The 17736-nt window shown below is 64.9% G+C and carries 15 protein-coding genes; 10 read left to right on the forward strand and 5 right to left on the reverse strand.

The features are described 5' to 3' along the window. The first annotated feature begins 135 nt into the window (after positions 1-135). From EOD43_RS17045 to EOD43_RS17060, 5 genes are all read left to right on the forward strand, one after another. Entirely contained in the window at positions 136-3093 is a 2958-nt protein-coding gene (locus EOD43_RS17045; protein WP_164857288.1) for a TonB-dependent receptor, read from the forward strand. A gap of 54 nt (positions 3094-3147) precedes the next feature. Then, complete coding sequence (locus EOD43_RS17050; RefSeq protein ID WP_164857289.1) at positions 3148-3447, forward strand: hypothetical protein; 300 nt, start codon at positions 3148-3150, stop codon at positions 3445-3447. Positions 3448-3456: 9 nt separating this feature from the next. Beyond that, positions 3457-3639 carry a hypothetical protein gene (locus tag EOD43_RS23700; RefSeq protein WP_164857290.1) on the forward strand — a complete coding sequence of 61 codons (183 nt, stop codon included), beginning with the start codon at positions 3457-3459 and terminating at the stop codon, positions 3637-3639. 121 nt (positions 3640-3760) lie between these two features. Next, the gene (locus EOD43_RS17055) at positions 3761-5002 is read left to right on the forward strand and encodes an MFS transporter (protein ID WP_127745228.1); all 1242 of its coding nucleotides are present in this window, start codon (positions 3761-3763) and stop codon (positions 5000-5002) included. 10 nt (positions 5003-5012) lie between these two features. Next, entirely contained in the window at positions 5013-6032 is a 1020-nt protein-coding gene (locus EOD43_RS17060; protein WP_127745229.1) for an NADP-dependent oxidoreductase, read from the forward strand. A 4-nt stretch (positions 6033-6036) separates the two neighbouring features. Here EOD43_RS17060 and EOD43_RS17065 read toward each other — a convergent pair whose 3' ends face one another. Genes EOD43_RS17065 through EOD43_RS17075 form a run of 3 tightly spaced genes read right to left on the reverse strand, consistent with a single transcriptional unit; the run spans position 6037 to position 9414 of the window. After that, positions 6037-6735, reverse strand: a complete 699-nt coding sequence (locus tag EOD43_RS17065; protein ID WP_164857291.1) for a TetR/AcrR family transcriptional regulator — start codon at positions 6733-6735, stop codon at positions 6037-6039. A gap of 40 nt (positions 6736-6775) precedes the next feature. Beyond that, positions 6776-7657: a Coq4 family protein gene (locus tag EOD43_RS17070; protein ID WP_127745231.1), complete on the reverse strand. Its 882-nt coding sequence runs from the start codon at positions 7655-7657 to the stop codon at positions 6776-6778. Between the two features lie 5 nt (positions 7658-7662). Beyond that, a complete protein-coding gene (locus EOD43_RS17075; protein WP_127745232.1) occupies positions 7663-9414 on the reverse strand; it encodes an N-acyl-D-amino-acid deacylase family protein in 1752 nt (583 codons plus the stop codon). 241 nt (positions 9415-9655) lie between these two features. Between EOD43_RS17075 and EOD43_RS17080 the strand changes: the two genes are divergently transcribed. From EOD43_RS17080 to tatC, 5 genes are all read left to right on the forward strand, one after another. Further along, entirely contained in the window at positions 9656-12025 is a 2370-nt protein-coding gene (locus EOD43_RS17080; RefSeq protein ID WP_127745233.1) for a TonB-dependent receptor, read from the forward strand. 88 nt (positions 12026-12113) lie between these two features. Next, positions 12114-14159, forward strand: a complete 2046-nt coding sequence (locus EOD43_RS17085; protein WP_127745234.1) for an alpha/beta hydrolase family protein — start codon at positions 12114-12116, stop codon at positions 14157-14159. 108 nt (positions 14160-14267) lie between these two features. Beyond that, the gene (locus tag EOD43_RS17090) at positions 14268-14522 is read left to right on the forward strand and encodes a twin-arginine translocase TatA/TatE family subunit (RefSeq protein WP_127745235.1); all 255 of its coding nucleotides are present in this window, start codon (positions 14268-14270) and stop codon (positions 14520-14522) included. A 29-nt stretch (positions 14523-14551) separates the two neighbouring features. Next, positions 14552-14947, forward strand: a complete 396-nt coding sequence (gene tatB, locus EOD43_RS23980) for a Sec-independent protein translocase protein TatB (RefSeq protein ID WP_240653289.1) — start codon at positions 14552-14554, stop codon at positions 14945-14947. Continuing rightward, the gene (gene tatC / locus EOD43_RS17100) at positions 14944-15702 is read left to right on the forward strand and encodes a twin-arginine translocase subunit TatC (protein ID WP_127745236.1); all 759 of its coding nucleotides are present in this window, start codon (positions 14944-14946) and stop codon (positions 15700-15702) included. The genes tatB and tatC overlap by 4 nt, the downstream gene beginning before the upstream one ends. Before the next feature lie 60 nt (positions 15703-15762). Here tatC and EOD43_RS17105 read toward each other — a convergent pair whose 3' ends face one another. After that, positions 15763-15900: an entericidin A/B family lipoprotein gene (locus tag EOD43_RS17105; RefSeq protein WP_127745237.1), complete on the reverse strand. Its 138-nt coding sequence runs from the start codon at positions 15898-15900 to the stop codon at positions 15763-15765. Between the two features lie 297 nt (positions 15901-16197). Then, positions 16198-17730, reverse strand: a complete 1533-nt coding sequence (locus EOD43_RS17110) for a sensor histidine kinase (protein ID WP_127745238.1) — start codon at positions 17728-17730, stop codon at positions 16198-16200. Positions 17731-17736 lie beyond the last annotated feature (6 nt).

The following is a 17736-nucleotide window of genomic DNA, read 5'->3' on the forward strand; positions in this document are numbered from 1 at the left end:
CTGCTTCGGCGCGAGCTTAGCAACGCCCCAGTTTGATCGGCGCGGATCGCGAACAATGCGTGCGCCGGACAATCGACAACAGAACGGATGCGCGCGGGCCGGGAGGGCCGCGTCAGCCATCATTGGGGCTTGAAGATGAAATTATCTCGCAATGTGATCCTCCGCGCGCTGCTGGGCGGCGGTTCGGTCCTGTCCGCCTGCGTGGCGCTGGCGCCGATCAGCCCGGCGCACGCGCAGGATATCAGTTCGGCGGCGATCACCGGCCAGGTGGTCGATCCGTCGGGCGCGCCCGTGGGCGGCGCCACGATCACCGTCAGCGCCGATGCGCGCGCGCTCAACCGCACCGTCACCAGCGGGCCGGACGGCTCCTTCTCGGTCGTGCAGCTTCCGGTCGGCAGCTATACGATCAAGGCCGAGAAATCGGGCGTCGGCGCGGTCGAGATGACCGGCGCGATCCTGTCGCTGGGCGGATCGAGTTTCGTCGTGAAGCTGGCCGAGACCGATGGCGCACCGATCATCGTCACCGCTGCCAAGGCGCGCGAGCTGGATTTCTCGCAATCGGCGACCGGCCTCGTCATCGACGTGAAGGAGACGTTCGATCGCGTGCCGATCGCACGCGATGTGGCCGCGCTTCAGCTGCTCGCGCCGCAGACGACGGCGGGCGACAGCGCGTTCAACAGCCTGACCGGCGGCACCAATGTCGCGCTGTCGGGCGGTTCGGTGGCCGAGAACATCTATTATGTGAACGGCATGAACATCACCAACTTCCGCACCTTCCTGGGCGGCGGGCTGGTACCGTTCCAGTTCTACGATCAGGTGCAGGTGAAGACCGGTGGCTATCAGGCCGAATTCGGCCGCGCGACCGGCGGCGCGGTGATCGCGCTGACGCGATCGGGCAGCAACGAATATGCCGGCGGCTTCAACGCCTATTGGTCGCCCAGCGGGCTGCGTTCGCGGGCGCGCGACACATACATTTCGAACAACGATCGCGACAAACGGCAGGATTATGAGGGTAACCTCTGGGCCTCGGGTCCGATCATCAAGGATCGGCTCTACTTCTTCGGCTTCTTCAACCCGCGCTATCGCAGCGAGTTTGACGCGACCCAGCCGATCAACGGTTCGGTGACGGAGACCTTCGCCAAGTCGAAGAAGCCGTTCTACGGCGGCAACATCGATTTTGACGTGACCGAGGATCACCGCCTCGAATTCACCTATTTCAACAACAGCAATGCCGAGGAAGGCACGATCACGACGCGCGTGCTTTCGGGCGCGGCGCCCGATTTGGTGACGCCGTACAAGGTGTCGGTCGGCGGCGACAATTATATCGGCAAATATACCGGCCACATCACCGACTGGCTGACCATTTCGGCGCTCTACGGCCGCACCGATGCCGATCAGACATCTTCGAGCACGCAGCCCTACATCGTCGATCAGCGTTCGGGCACCGCGGTGCAGATTGCGGGCCACCCCGATGCGACGCTCGACAGCGGTGCGGATCGCCGCGAGCTCTATCGCGCCGATGTCGACGTGCTCGCGCATCTGATGGGCGAACATCATATCCGCTTCGGCTTCGATCGGGAGGATCTGTCGTCGCGCGTGTCGACCACCTATTCGGGCGGCGTCTCCTATCGCTATCTGCGGGCGGGGGCGACGGGGGCGCTCAACGGGCTGATCCCGGCGAACACCGATTATGTCCGCGTCCAGTATCTGGACCGCGCCGGCGCGTTCAAGGCGCAGAACACCGCCTTCTACCTGCAGGACAATTGGGACGTGAACGACCGGGTGAACCTGAGCCTGGGCATCCGCAACGAGACGTTCGAAAACCGGACCGCTTCGGGTCAGGTGTTCACCAAGCTCAAGAACCAGTGGGCACCGCGCCTGGGCGCGACCTATGATCTGTTCGGAGACAAGCGCACCAAGCTGTCGGGCTTCTTCGGGCGCTACCACCTGCCGGTCGCCGCGAACACGAACATCCGCATGGCGGGCAACGAATATTTCACGCGCGCGTTCAACATCCTGAACGGGGTCGATCCGGTCACGCGCCTGCCGACTCTGGGTCGCGAGGTGAGCTTCCAGGTGCTGTCCGACAGCGCGGGCGCCGATCCGCGCACGTTGACCTCGCAGAACCTGAAGCCGCAATATCTCGACGAGTTCATGATCGGCCTCGACCAGCGGATCGGCGAGCGGTGGCGCGTCGGCCTGAACCTCACGCATCGCAACCTCAAGAGCGTGCTCGAGGATACCGATCTCGGCTACACGATCGCCAATTTCTGCGCGACGCAGAATATGCCGGGGTGCAACCCGAATGCGGTGCCGGCCTCCTACGGATCGGGCGGCTATGTGTTGCTCAATCCGGGCAAGGATGCGGTGATCAACGTCGACCTGACCGGCACCGGCCAGCTGACCCAGATCACCATCCCCGCCGCAATCGTCGATCTGCCCAAGGCCAAGCGCAAATATTGGGCGGTGGAGGCCAATTTCGATCGCACCTGGGATGGCACGTGGCAGCTTTCGGGCAGCTATGTCTGGTCGAGCCTGAAGGGCAATTACGAAGGCGGCGTCAAATCCGACAACGGGCAGGACGATACCGGCCTGACGCAGGACTTTGACGAGCCCGGTTGGATGGACGGCGCCTATGGCTATCTGCCCAACCATCGCCGCCATACGTTCAAGGTCTATGGTGCCTATGCGTTGACCGATCAGGTCCAGCTGGGCGGCTTCGCGCGGCTGCAGAGCCCGCGCAAGTTCGGCTGCATCGGCGTTTATGACGAGGCGCTGGGCGGGGCGGGCCGCGCGGCGACCGATACGTCGGCATCGTGGTATTGCAACGGCCGCCTCATCGGCCGCGGCAAGGCGCTGGAAAGCGACTGGCTGAAGCAGATCGATCTGTCGATCTCCTACACGCTCAAGATCGCCGGCCTCAAATCGCTGCAGCTGCGCGCCGACGTGTTCAACGTCTTCAACTGGAAGTCGAAGCTCGATCTTCGCGAATATGGCGAGGACGACGGCGGCAACCCCGATCCCAACTATGGCAAGGTGACCAGCTATCAGGCGCCGCGCCAGGTCCGCTTCGGCGTGTCGATGGATTTCTGACGCACGCCGCGCCACGGCCGGTCCTTCCCTCTACGCACCCCAAGAAGGCCGGCCGTGGCATCCCGTTCAGCCAGGATGACGACCCTGAGCAGCATCTGCTTCCTCCGTTCGGAAAGCTTCGCGCTCGTCCGCATGAGTGCCGCCGGCGACCCCGGCTCGCATGCGAGCGAGATCGAAACGGCCTGCCCCTTCCCGATCCGGCTCGCCGCGATCGAGGCGGGCGGGCCGCAGCGCGAGGCGGAACTGGCGCTGATGTTCGCGCGCGATCGCATCCGCCCCGGCTGGTTCAGCCTGTCGCCGGCACTCGACCGCTATATCGCGCGGCTGGGTGACGTGTCCCGTTCCCGTCAGTGAGTTGTGTCCATGCCGGTCGATGTTCTCGAAGCGCCATCGCGCGCAGCGTCCGTTCCCGCTGAACCCGTCATCATGCCGGCGTCCCGGCCCGATCGCCGCCCGTCCTTCCGCATGCGCCTGCTAATGATCGTCGCGCTCAACAGCCTGTTGTGGGGCGCGATCCTCTGGGCGCTCCTCGGCATTCCGGCTTAGCCAAAATCCGCAAGTCCGGACAACGATCGGCAACCTTCCCGCCTATACCCCAACCGGTATAAGCTTTCTGCAAATCAGACTGACAGATCTGATCATCAGAACGAGACGGAGAGGCCCGACGATGCAACGCATTTATTATGGCTGGTACCTCGTTGCCGCCTGTATCCTGATCTACATGGCGGTGATCGGCACCGGCTCCGCCGCCTATGGCCTCTATGTGAAGCCGGTGGCGGCCGAGTTCGATCTGTCGCGCGCGACGATGAACACCGGCATGATCCTGTTCAACGTCGGCATGGCGGTGACGGCGCTGGTGGTCGGGCGGCTGATCGATCGGTTCCCGTTGCGGCCGATCATGATCGTCAGCGGCACATTGCTGGGCGGGTGTATGGCGCTGCTCGGCCTGTCGAACAATCTTATGCTCGACGCCTTCGTGATCGTCCTGCCGCTGGCGGCGGGGACGGTGGGCGCGGGCACGCTGACCGTCACGGTGCTGCTCGCGCGCTGGTTCACCAAGCAGCGTGGGCGCGTGCTGGCGCTGGCGGCGATGGGCATGTCGCTGTCGAACCTGACCGTCATTCCGCTGATCGGCCACATGATCGCGCAATATGGCTGGCGTGAAGCTTTGATCTTCTCGGGCATCGGCATCGCCGTCGTGGTGAGCGCGCTGGCGATGATCGTTCGCGATCGGCCCGGCCCGGACGAAGTCGAGCCCGGCCGACCGTCGGCAGCGGTCGGCGGCGCGCCCGCGCTGGGCGTGCGGCTCACGGTGCGCGACATCCTGACCAACCCGAACTTCTGGCTGATCGGCACCGGCGCAGGCATCGGCCTTGCGATTATGCAGACGCTGGGCATCTCGCTCGTCCCGCTCGCGACCGACGGTGGCCTCAGCATGGTGCAGGCGACCAGCCTGTTGTCGGTGATGGGCGTGACGGCGGTGGTGAGCAAGCTGACGCTAGCGGTCGTTGCCGACTATTTCGATCGTTCGACCCTGCTCGCAGGCTGCTTCACTTTGCTCGCGGTCGCCAATGCGACGCTGCTGATCGATCACAGCTATGTCGCTTTGCTGGCGATCTGCGTGCTGATCGGCGCGGCGAGCGGATCGGGGGCGCCGCTTTATTATGCGCTGGTCGCCGATCGTTTCGGCATGATCTCGCTGGGCACGGTGCGCGGGCTGATGACGCCGCTCACCGCCGCGCTCGCCGCGATCTTCCTGCGCTTCGGCGGGGAAGTCTATGATCGCACGGGCAGCTATCGCCTGATGTTCGTAAGCTTCGCGATCGCCGCCGTGTTCGCCGCGATCCTGCTGCTGGCACCGCGCATCTTCCCGACCAAGCCCGAACTGGCGCTGACGCCTGCGACCTGAGGAGGGTGGCATGGCCGATGCGATCAACCGCCAGTGGGTGCTGGCGCGCCGGCCGCAGGGCGCGGTGCGGGCGGACGACTTCACCTATATCGAGGTGGCGCGGCCGACGCCCGATCTCGGCGCGGGTGAAATCCTGGTCCGCACAGTGATGTTCAGCTTCGATCCGGCGATGCGCGGCTGGGTCGACGATGTGCCGAGCTATTTGCCGCCGGTCGCGATCGGCGCGCCGATGCGGGCGTCGGCGGTGGCGGAAATCGTCGAGTCCGCCGATCCCGCCTTTCCGGTCGGGCGGCATGTGATCGGACTGTTGAGCTGGCAGGATTATGCCGTGGTCAATCGCGCGGGCGAGCGGCCGATCACGATGCTACCGGAAGGCACGCCGCCTGCGGTCGCGCTGGGCGTGCTGGGCGGCAGCGGGCTGACGGCGCATGTCGGGCTGTGCCGGGTCGGTGGCCTCAAGCCCGAGGACAATGTGCTGGTGACGGGCGCGGCCGGCGCGGTCGGCAGCGTCGCGGCGCAGATCGCGCGGATTAAGGGCGCGCATGTCGTGGGCGTCGCAGGTGGTGCGGAGAAGGCGGCGTGGCTGCGCGAGACTTGTGGGATCGCCGAGGTCATCGACTATCGCGCCGAAAATCTTGACCAGCGGCTGGGCGAGCTGTTTCCCAAGGGGATCGACCTGTTCTTCGACAATGTTGGCGGCGATCAGCTGGAGGTGGGGATCGCGCATATGGCCGATCACGGGCGGATCGCCCTGTGCGGCGCGATCGCGACCTATAACGATGCCGAGCCGCGTCCCGGCCCGCGCAACATGATGAAGGTCATCATCGCAAGGCTGCGGATGGAGGGCTTCATCGTCATGGATCATGGTGCGGCGGTGCCCGGCATCATGGCCGAACTGGCGGGCTGGGTGGCGGGCGGACAGATCGCCTTCCGCCACGACATCCAGACTGGCTTCGCCAATATCCCGGCGACGCTTCTCCGCCTGTTCAGCGGCGAAAATCGCGGCAAGCAACTGCTGCAGATCGACTGACCAATCAACCGCGCAGCATATCCTCCAGCCCCAGGATGATGTTGCGCACGCCCAGATCGTAAATGTCGTCGGCGATGTCGGCGTCGGGCTCGGCGATCGCCATCATCAGCGCGCGATCCGCATCGGTCATGTCGTAGAGCGGGATCGCGAAGTCGCGCACCGATACGCCTTCCTCGCGCAACGAAATCCGCGCGATCAGCAGGGCCAGGCTGGTGCGGATGATCCAGTTGTTGGTGATCGATATCTGCCGCCCGCTCAGGCCCATGTCGGACAATTCGCGGATCAGCGGGATCAGCACGCGCATCCATGACGGGTTCACCTCGCCATCGAACTTGATGAGGTGCAGGCCCACCGGATAACGATCGAACAGGTGCCGCAGTTCGTGCAGATAGGCGGCCATCCATTCGCGCCACGGCAGGCCAGATGCGGGCGCTTCGAAGCTGCTGAAGATCGTGCTCGCCACTTCGTTGAGCAGCGCGTCGCGGCTGGGGAAATAGGTGTAGAGCGTCATCACCGACACGTTCAGCCGCAGCGCCAGCTTGTGCAGCGTGAAGCTGGCCAACCCCTGATCGGTCAGCATATCGAGCGCGGCGGCGATGATCCGATCGTGATCGAGGATCTTGGGGCGCCCGCGCTGGGGCGTCCGGCGGCGCTTTTCGGGTTCGGGGCCGGGATCGACGGCGGAAGGAGAAGTACGGGTCATGCCGGGGAACCCTAGGGTGCCCGGCATGACCTAACAAGTTCTAGCCGACGAGGCTTTGATCCGCGTCGTCCCAGGCATCGCCCGGCCCGCGGGTGAAGCCGAGATCGGCGGCGATGTCGTCCAGCTGCCAGTCGAGATAGTCTTCCCAGTTCACGATATGCAGCGGCTTCTTCAGCCCGCGTCCCGCCGCGATGCCGAGTTCGGTCGCCTCCAGCAGGCGCGGCATGCCCGCCGAATAATGCAGCCCGCTGCGCATCAGGTTCGCCGAGGCGAGGAAGTAAGGCGAGCGCGAGATATAGGCGGCAAGCTCGGGCCGGAAGAAACAGGCATTGCCGGTCACGTTCATCATGATCAGCGCATGTTCGCCCGCCACGTTCGGGCCGAAGCCCGTCACCATATGCTGGATGTCGTGGCACTCGCTCGACCGCTTCATCAGATATTGCAGGTCGTTCGCGGGCACCGTGCCCTTGTTCATGAACTCGATGTCATAGCCCGATTTGAGCATGAAATCGCGGATCGTCGCGCCCAGCGTGCCATCGGCATAATGGCCCATTTCGTGCGGGTTGAAGCGGGCCATCTGGCGCCTGTCGAGCCATTCGGCGAACACCGGATTTTCGGCCTTCTCGATCGCGACCTGCTTCGCCCAGTCGGCATAGTCGGTCACGTCGTCGAGGCCGCGCGACATATCGGGAATGTCGTATGTGGTCGGCACGTCATTGCCCAGCCGGCGCAGCGACATCTGCGTATAGGCGAAGGAGAACAAAGGGCTGTTGAGGAAGCGCGAGGTGGACATCGGGACGCTGCCCGAAACCGGCTCGATCCCCTGCCGCATATACGCGATCTCGGCCGGGGTCATCCCTCCGCGCGGGCGGAGGGGGGCGGCGTCGTTCGCGGCCTCTTCGATGGGTTTCGCAGTGGCCATGTCGCTTACTCCGCGGCCTGCGCGAGCGGAGGCTCGTCCGCCACGGCGGTGACGACCTGGCCGGGGAACTTGCCGGTAAATTCGCCGCGCACGAAGGTCGCCTCGCCATTGACGAGGGTGAGGCGCATCGGCGCCGCCTCGCGGCTGTAGCGATAGGTGACGCCGCCCTCGCCATCGGGCACGTCGAAGCGCTTATATTCCGGCCGGCGTTCGATCTCGTCGAGGTTGAAGACGGTCACGTCCGCCTTCTTGCCGACATGCAGCGTGCCGCGTTCGGGCAGCAGGTTGAAGAAGTCGGCGATCCGCCCGCTGAGCAGGTGCACCGCCTGTTCGATCGTCAGATCCTGGCTGTCGCGGACATGGCGGGTGAGCAGCAGGACGTTGTCGCCCGCGCCGCAGAACATCTTGCCGTGCGCGCCCGCGTCGGAGAGGTTCCCGATCGCGAGATTGTCGTTGAACATATAGGGCAAGGCGTCCTTGTGCTTGGGCGCTTCCTCCATCCGCAGGTTGGAGTGGACGCCATTTTCGATCACCCAGTCGGCCAGCGCGTCCGAGGGGTGATCGTAACCGCGGTCTTTCATGAACTGGCTGAGCAGGATGCCGGTCGGCCCCGCATTGGTCTCGCTGTCGAACAGTTCGAACGCATCGGCATGCTTGGCGCGCGAAACGTCGCGCACGCTGTTCCAGCTTTCGCGGGCGCGGGCGCGCCACGTCGGATCGGCGAGCATGTCGAGTTTCTTCTGCTCGTCGCGCTCGTCGATGATCTCGTTCCAGACGTAATTGTTGATCTGCGCCCAGACGAGCGAGTTCATGAAGCCGATCAGCACGGTCGATGCGACGTGGTGATAGCCGGCCCAGATATCGAGCCCTTCGGCCTTGCGCGCCTCGTGCATCTCGATCGCGGGGGCGACGATCTTGTCCTGATAGGCGAGGGTGGGCACCGCGCCGGTGAACTGGGTGCGGATGTTGCGGCCGCGCAGCAGCCCCACGAAGCGATCCATCGTCGCGGGCGCATCGACGCGCATCACCCAATCGACGATCACCTGGAACACGCGGCCGGGATACCGCTCAAGCACGTCGAACAATGCGTTCATTTCGGCATCGTCGGCCAGCTTGGTGACGATGCGGCGATCCTTGCCGTCATTGTCGAGATAGTTGGTCGAAAGCCCGATCGCGCCGGCGGCCAGCGCCTCGTCGAGCAGCTCGGCCATCTTCGCGATCTCGGCCGGGGTCGCCGCGCGCTCCCACGCGTCGAGGCCCATCACGGTCAGGCGCAGCGGGATATGGCCGCAGTAAGAGGCGAAGTTGAGCGGGAGCTTCAGGTTGCGCTCGATCGAGCTGCGATATTCGCCCCAGGTCGTCCAATCCCAAGGCAGGCGATCCATGAAGGGCTTTTCGGGAATATCCTCGAAGAAGGAGAAGATTTTCACCGCCTCCAGCCGGACCTTCGGATCGCTGCTGACCGGCGCGGCGCCGAACCCGCAATTGCCGTTGATCGAGGTGGTGACGCCGTAACCCGGCATCGGCTCCATCGACGGCAGCCACCACATCGGCGCGTCGAAATGGTTGTGAGTCTCCATGAAACCCGGCGTGACGTAGCAGCCAGTGGCATCGATCACCTGCTCGCGGCCCTGCCGTTCGAGATTTTGGCCGATTTCCGAGATTCGGTCGTCGGTGACGCGAACGTCGGCGCGATAAGCGGGGGCGCCGGTGCCGTCGACGACCGTACCACCCTTGATCAGAAATCCGAGCTTCATGCTGACTCTCCTCTGCCCTGCGAGTCCATCTAAGTGCCTCGTCTGGATCGATAATTTTCTTATAGCGTATATATAATCGATCTGAATGACTAACTATCGGTGAAATCAGGACAATCCGGAATCCCGGAAAAGCCCGCGATGCGCGTTGCCGTTTCATGGCGACGTAACCAGCAATCCGCTCGCCAAGGGGCCTGAAGCCGGCACGAGATCCGGATCGGGCAAGTGACTATGGGAGAGGGTAATGAGGGCATTTGTCGCCCCGCTTATGGCGGGCATTTCGATTCTGGCCGCGACGCCGGCACTGGCGCAGTCGACCGCATCCGCACCGGCCGCCGATGAGCAGCCCGAAGGTCTGCAGGACATCGTCGTCACCGCGCAGCGCCGCGAGGAAAATCTGCAGAAGGTGCCGGTCGCCGTCACCGCCGTGACCAACGCGCAGCTGAACGACCTGCGCATCACCAGCATCCGCAATCTTTCGGTCATCGCGCCGGGCCTGCAGATCAACACGCAGGGGCGCCAGACCGTCCCCACCGTCAACATTCGCGGCATCAGTTCGGGCAGCACGATCGTCGCGGTCGATCCGAAGGTCGGCATCTATGTCGACGGCGTCTATATCGGCCGCGTGGTCGGCTCGGTCTTCGAAGTCGCCGAGCTGGACCGGGTCGAGGTGCTGCGCGGGCCGCAGGGCACCCTGTTCGGCCGCAACGCGACGGGCGGCGCGCTCAGCCTCGTCACCGCATCGCCGACGGGCGAGTTCGGGGTGCGCGGCAGCGTGTCCTACGGCAATTATGATGCGAAGCGCGCGAAGATCTCGCTCGATCTGCCGCAGTTCGGGCCGTTCTCGGTCAAGCTGTCCTATTTGCACGACGATATCCGGGGCGACGTCCGCAACCTGATCGGCGGGCAGAGCTTCGACATTTCGGCCGCGGTGCCCAAGTTCGGCAAGGTTACGGCGGCCAAGCGGCTGGGCGGCCGCAATGTCGACGGCGCATTGCTCAGCGTGCGCGGCGATTTCGGCGCCGTGACCGCCGACTATCGCTTCGACTATACCGACAGCCGCTCGGTCGGCCGCGTGCAGCAGAGCTATGGCGTGCTGCCGGCGGACTCGCTGGGCCGCGTGATCGCGCCGATCATCGCGCTCCAGCCGCTCTACGGCGGCATCACCAACATCTCGACCAAGCCGCTCGACGCCGTCGCCAATGCCAGCAGCGTCGATCATATCAAGACGCAGGGCCACAGCCTGACCCTGAAGGTCGAGGCGACCGACTGGCTCTCGCTCAAGAGCATCACCTCCTACCGTCAGCTCGATCAGTCGCCGTCCAGCTTCGATCTTGCGGCCTCGGGCGGCCTGCTGTTCAGCCGCGCGCAGTTGCTCGGCCTGCTCACCGGCAATCCGGCGGCGATCACCAATCCGGCGAACCGGCCGGGGCCGAACGACCACTTCTTCTCGCTGTTCAACGTCTATGAGAACCACCAGAAGCAGTGGAGCCAGGAGACACAGGCATCGATCAACACCGATGCGTTCAACCTGATCGCGGGCGTCTTCTATTTCCACGAACAGAATCCGACGACCAACTTCCTCGCGTCGCTCGCCTCGTTCACCAACAACGTCTTCACGCCGATCTCGCCGGTGCCGCCGATCACGCGGCTCAGCACCGACAACGATGCCTGGGCGGCTTATGCGCAGGGCACCTGGCATGTGACCGACAGCTTCGATCTGACCGGCGGCCTGCGCTATTCGCTCGACGACCGGCGCACCAACATCTTCCAGCTTTCGGGCGCGCAGGCGGGCGCGCTGGGCGTCGGCAAGTTCCGCGCGACGTTCGACCGGATCAATTGGGCGGGTATCGCGACATGGCGGCCGACCGAGCAGATCACGGCCTATGCCAAGGTCAGCACGGCCTATGTGTCGGGCGGCATCTATGCGGGCGCCAGCTTCGATCCCGAGGATCTGACGGCTTACGAACTGGGCCTCAAGACCAAGCTGTTCGACAACCGGCTGCGTGCCAATTTCTCGCTCTATCAGAACGACTATAAGGATCTGCAGACGCAGATCTTCCAGAACGGCGTGTCGATCATCGCCAATGCCGGCAAGGCGCGGATCAAGGGCGCGGAGGCGGAGATCGAGTTCGTCCCGGTGCGCGGGCTGACGATCAGCGGCAACATGGCCTATACCGACTTCAAATATAAGCAGTATTTCCTGGGCGGGGTCGATGTCGCGTCGATCGCGCGGCCGCCCTTCGTCTCCAAATGGACCGGCCGCGCGTCGATCGGTTACAGCGGCGGCGATTTCGGCAACGGTGCGCATCCGATCGTGCGCCTCGATGCCAATTATCGCAGCAAGGTGCAGCTCGGCCCGCTCGCGGTGCTCGACACCAATGGACAGCGTGCGGCGGTCGATCAGTTCAACGCCGCCAAGGGCTATTGGCTGCTCGATGGCCGCATCGGCATCGCCGATCTGCCCGTGAGCGGCGGCACGATCGGCATTTCGGCCTTCGGCGCCAACCTGCTCGACAAGGATTATACGGGCTATGGCGCGAACATCGCCCAGCTGGTCCGTGGTGTCGAACGCGGGCGGACCTATGGCGTGGAGGTCGGCTTCAAGTTCTGATGATAGGGGCCGATCCTCCCTCTAGCGGGGGAGGATCGGCCTCCATATAGTCCGCGCAAAGCCTTCAAATGAAAGGGCAAGCGCTCCTATGAAATCCCGGCTCCTTCTCGCCCTCTTGCTGGGCACCGCCGCCCTCGCGCCCGCCGTCGCCGCTGATGGCCCCGAACGCGCCTTCACCGGCGGGGATCTGTTCAGCCTGGAAGGCGCGACGCATCCCGAGATCAGCCCCGACGGCACCCAGATCGCCTATGTCCGCCAGTCTGCCGACATCATGACCGATCAGATGCGGCCGAGCCTCTGGCTGGTCGACGTCAAGACCGGGCGGCAGCGCCCGCTGGTCGCCGGTGGGGGTTCGGCCGCATCGCCGCGCTGGTCGCCCGACGGCAAGCGGCTGGCCTATGTCGCGAGCAATGGCGATGGCCCGCCGCAGCTTCATGTCCTGTGGATCGACAGCGGCGCGACCGCGAAGGTGACGGGCCTGCCGCAGAGCCCCGGTGCGCTCGCCTGGTCGCCCGACGGCCGATCGATCGCCTATCTGATGCGCGTGCCGGGCGAGGGGCTGAAGCTGGGCAAGGCGCCCGACAAGCCCGAGGGCGCGAAGTGGGCCGAGCCGCTCGAGATCATCGATCGCGTCACCTATCGCAGCGACGATGGCGGCTATGTGAAGCCCGGCTATCGCCACATCTTCGTCGTGCCCGCCGATGGCGGCAGCCCGCGCCAGCTGACCTTCGGCGACGTCAATGATGGCGGCCCGTTGTCGTGGACGCCCGACAGCCGCACGATCCTGTTCAGCGCGAACCGCAGCCCCGATTGGGAGCGCGAGGCAGCGAACAGCGACATCTTCACCCTCGATGTCGCCACCGGCGCGCTCAAGCAGATCACCGATCGCAAGGGGCCGGACGAGGAGCCGCTGGTCTCGCCCGACGGCCGCTATATCGCCTATCTCGGCTTCGACGATCACAATCGCAGCTATGAAAATGCGCAGCTCTATGTCGCCGATATCGACGGCAGCGGTGCGCGGTCGCTGACCGCCAAGCTCGATCGCAGCATCAATGAGATGCAGTGGGCGGGCAACGGGACGTTGGTCGTCTCCTATGACGATCACGGCCTGCGCAAGATCGCGCGCATCGGCCTCGACGGCACGGTGCGGCCGGTGGTCGACGATGTCGTGCCGGGCGAGGATTTCGATCGGCCCTATACGGGCGGCAGCTTCTCGGTCTCGGATGGCGGGACGATCGCCTATACGGGCGGCGGCGCGCTGCGTCCGGCCGACGTGAAGGTGGTGGCCGGCGGCGGATCGCGCCAGCTGACCCAGCTCAATCAGGGCTGGATGGCGGCCAAGGCGATGGCGCCCGTCACGAAGCTGCCGGTGACGGCGCCCGATGGCCGCGCGATCGACGCGTGGCTGGTGACGCCGGCGACGCGCCAGCCGGGGCAGCGCGTGCCGCTGATCCTCGAAATCCACGGCGGGCCGAACGCGGCCTATGCGCCGACCTTTTCGACCGACGATCAGCTGTACGCCGCGCATGGCTATGCCGTGCTTTACGTCAATCCGCGCGGCAGCACGTCCTATGGCGAGCAGTTCGCGAACCTGATCGACCGCGCCTATCCAGGCACCGACTATGACGACCTGATGGCCGCGGTCGACGCCGCGATCGCGCAAGGGACGGCCGATCCGAACAATCTGTTCGTCACCGGCGGATCGGGCGGCGGCGTGCTGACGTCGTGGATCGTCGGCAAGACCAACCGCTTCAAGGCGGCGGCGACGCAGAAGCCGGTGATCAACTGGACCAGCGAGGCGCTGACGATGGACGGCACCACCTTCACCTCGCGTTACTGGTTCGACAAGAAGCCGTGGGAAGATCCCATGTCCTATTGGAACCGCTCGCCGCTCAGCCTTGTCGGCAACGTCTCGACGCCGACCCTCGTCGTCGTCGGCAGCCAGGATTACCGGACCCCGGTGAGCGAGTCCGAGCAATATTATGCCGCGCTCCAGATCCGCGGCGTGCCGACGGCGCTGGTCAAGGTGCCGGGGGCGAACCACCACCTGCTCGCCGGGCGTCCGTCGCAATCGGCGGCGAAGGCGGCGGCGATCCTCGCCTGGTTCGATAAGTATCGGGCAAAGCCGAACTAAAGTTGAGCTTGTCCTGCCTTGGCGCGGCGTGGCCTTGCGCTGCGCCAAGCTGGCCATTGTCGGGATGGCGTTCAGCCCCTAAATGACGGGCTTCCGAGGAGAATCGAAATGGGTGGTTTGAGCATCTGGCACTGGCTGGTCGTGGGCGTGATCGTCATGCTCCTGTTCGGCAAGGGCCGTTTCTCCGATATGATGGGCGATGTCGCCAAGGGCATCAAAAGCTTCAAGAAGGGCATGTCCGAAGAGGATGAGCCCCAGCAGCAGGCCCAGCGTCCGGCCCCGCGCCTGCAGCAGCAGCCGCCGTTGGAGCCCAATCAGGATCAGAAGCTGCAGCCGATGCAGGACGATCGCCCGCATAGCTGATCTGACGGGGTAACCGGGGCAAAGCCGCGATGTTCGACATCGCACCGACCGAATTGCTGCTCGTGGCCGTCGTCGCGCTCGTCGTGATCGGCCCGAAGGATCTGCCGCGCGCGATGCGCTTCGTCGGCCAGTGGGTCGCCAAGGCGCGTGGCGTCGCGCGCCATTTCCGATCCGGCATCGACGAAATGATCCGTCAGGCCGAACTGGAGGAAATGGAAAAGAAGTGGGCGGCGGAAAATGAGCGGATCATGCGCGAGCATCCCGCCCAGCCGTCCACGGACTATGTCGCGCCCGATCCCGTCGACAATGACGGGCAGATGCTGCCGATCGGCCATGTAAGTGACGTGCGGCCCGACGGCTCCGTCGAACAGATCGAACCCGCCGAAGCGTCGCATCCCGATCCGAAGACGACCCCGCTGCCATGAACGATATCGACGAGAGCAAGGCGCCCTTGCTCGATCATCTGCTGGAATTGCGCCGTCGCCTGCTGATCGCGGTCGGCGCGCTGGCGGTCTGTTTCGGCGTCTGCCTCTATTTCGCGCGGCCGATCTTCGCCTTCCTGGTCCAGCCGCTGCTGCGCGCGGGGCAGGGCAAGCTGATCTACACCCAGATTTTCGAGGCCTTCTTCGTCGAGATCAAGGTCGCCTTCTTCGCGGCGATGATGCTGGCTTTCCCCGTGATCGCCAACCAGCTGTGGCAGTTCGTGGCGCCGGGCCTCTACAAGAATGAGAAGCGCGCGCTGCTGCCCTTCCTGTTCGCGACGCCGATCTTGTTCCTGACGGGGGCGGCGCTGGCTTATTATGTCGCGATCCCGGTCGCGCTCCATTTCCTCCTGGGGTTCCAGGGCAATCTGGGCGGCGTGCAGCAGGAGGCATTGCCGGCCGTCGGCAACTACCTCTCCTTCGTCATGCAGTTCCTGTTCGGCTTCGGCCTGTCCTTCCTGCTGCCGGTGGTGCTGATGTTGCTGGAGCGGGCGGGGATCGTGACGCGCGCGCAGCTTGTCGGCGCGCGGCGCTATGCGATCGTCGGGGCCTTTGCGATCGCGGCGGTGCTGACCCCGCCCGATATCGGATCGCAGCTGCTGCTCGCGATCCCGCTGGTCATTCTCTACGAACTCGCGCTCATCGGCATCTGGTTCACCGAACGGGGTCGTAAAAAGGAAACGCCCGAGACGGTGTGAACCGCCCCGGGCGCCTTTTCGAGCATGCGGGTGCTTTGCCCGCTTGCCTCTCCTAGTTGATTATTTGGCGCCGTCGGCGGCGTTCGAAACCGCCTTGCCGGCCGACGAAACGTCCTTGCCGGCGCCTTCGACGGTGTTGCACGCAGCGGCGAGCAGGGTTGCCGAGAGCAGGGCGGCTGCGGCGATACGCTTGATCATGACGGTCCTCCTGAAACTTTCTCCTCCGCTCACCGGCGGAGGTCAGGCAGAATAATGCCTATGTCACCAGCTTGTTCCCAAGCTGTAATGAATTGATTTGGAAAGATTATCTGCCCCGGAATGTATTGGGCCCGGCGCGTCGGGGGGGGGAGACGCTGCCGGGCCCGGTTATTGTGGATAGCGGGAGCGGGGGGGGCAAAGCATCGCTATCCGAAGTGTTGAACGGCCTACCCGACTATAGGTTCCGTTCGCCGCCAAAAGATTTTGCAATTTCCTAGGAAAAAACGCCGCTCGTCGTCAGGCGGGCATGATCGGGATGGTGATCGCGAAGCGGCCGGCGCGCGTATCCTGTTCCAAGGGGGAGCGCAGCTGGCGGGCGAGGCCGGTGATGACGCGTTCGAACCGTTCGAAGGCGGGCGAGCTTTCGACCGCATCTTCGGGCAGCGCCAGCGTCTCGATCCGCAGCAGCGCGCGTTCGGGCGTGTCGGTCGCCTCCAGCGAGATCAGGATCGATCCCTTGGGGTTGCAGAACATCATCAGCTCGACGACTTCGGTGATCAGGAAGGCGACCGGCGCGGCGACATCCTGCCCCACATTGGCGCTGATCATGTTGAGCGCGATCGGCATGCCCGATGCGGCGGGCGGCGCGGAGGCGCGCAGGTTCGACGCCAGTTCACCCGCCAGCGCGCGCATCGCCACGCCGCGATTCTCCTCAAGCTCGGCGAAATGGTTGCGGTGGACGACCGCGAGCGCGTCGACGCGGCGTTGGATCGCCGCATAGGCGTCGTGCGCGGCCGGATCGCTCGCCCCGCGCGCGTGCAGGTTGATCAGGCTGGAGATGACCTGAAGGTTGTTCTTCACCCGGTGATGGACCTCGCGGGTCAGCTTCACCTGGGTCTTCAGACCCTCCTGCAATTCCTCCTCATGCGCGATGATCTGGCTGGAGACCTTCGCGAAGCTTTCGGCCAGTTCGCGGATTTCGTGCGCGGGGGTGTTGAGGCGCGGCAGGACGAGCGGGCCGTGGCCCAGTTCGTAGGAATCGATCGCCGATTGCAGCTTGAGCATCGGATAGATCAGCACCTGATTGACGATCAGCCAGCCGGTGAAGGCGGCCGCGAGCCACATCAGGATTGGAATCGCGACCAGCAGCGTGTTGCGCGCGCCAACGGCGTCGGGCTCGAACCATGCCTGCAGCAGCACGCCTGTATCGCCGATCGGCACAGTCCGCGCGATCGATCCGGCGCCATTGTCGCGCAGCATCAGCGAACGCCCGGCCTGAAACAAAGCGAGGCGGGTCAGCTTCATGCCGGGTTCGTCGGCGATCTGGACCGGGATTTCGGAAACGGGCAGCTCGGTTTCGGCGATCAGCGAATGATCGGGCCGCGCGACCGTGACGCGCAGCAGCTTGCGCGCGTCGTCGATCCGCACCGCCTGATCCACTCCGGCGGGCAGGCTGCCTTCGGTCACGCGCGGGCCGGGCGTCTGGCACCGGCGCACGCCATTGCCGTCGAACATCGCGATCGCCGGGCCGGGATTGTCGGGACGAACCTTGCTGATCAGCGCGCGGCAGATATCGGCCGCGTCGCGGGCGTTGGCGAGGGGGAGGCGCATCGCGCCGATCCGGCCATCGATCGCGCTGTCGACTTGGGCTGCATAGACCGCCGTCGTCATCTGCGCGGCCGTCAGCCGCTGCTGCTTGTTGGCGCGCGCGGTATCCAGCGATGTGAGAAGTGCGATCAGGCCCAGCGGCAACAAGGCCGCCGAAAGGATCAGCAGCATTTTGGTGCCGGTCGACAGCCTGGCCGCCAGGATGCGAACCGACCGCGCCATCAGGAC

Source organism: Sphingomonas crocodyli (genome assembly GCF_004005865.1).
Classification (GTDB): Bacteria; Pseudomonadota; Alphaproteobacteria; order Sphingomonadales; family Sphingomonadaceae; genus Rhizorhabdus; species Rhizorhabdus crocodyli.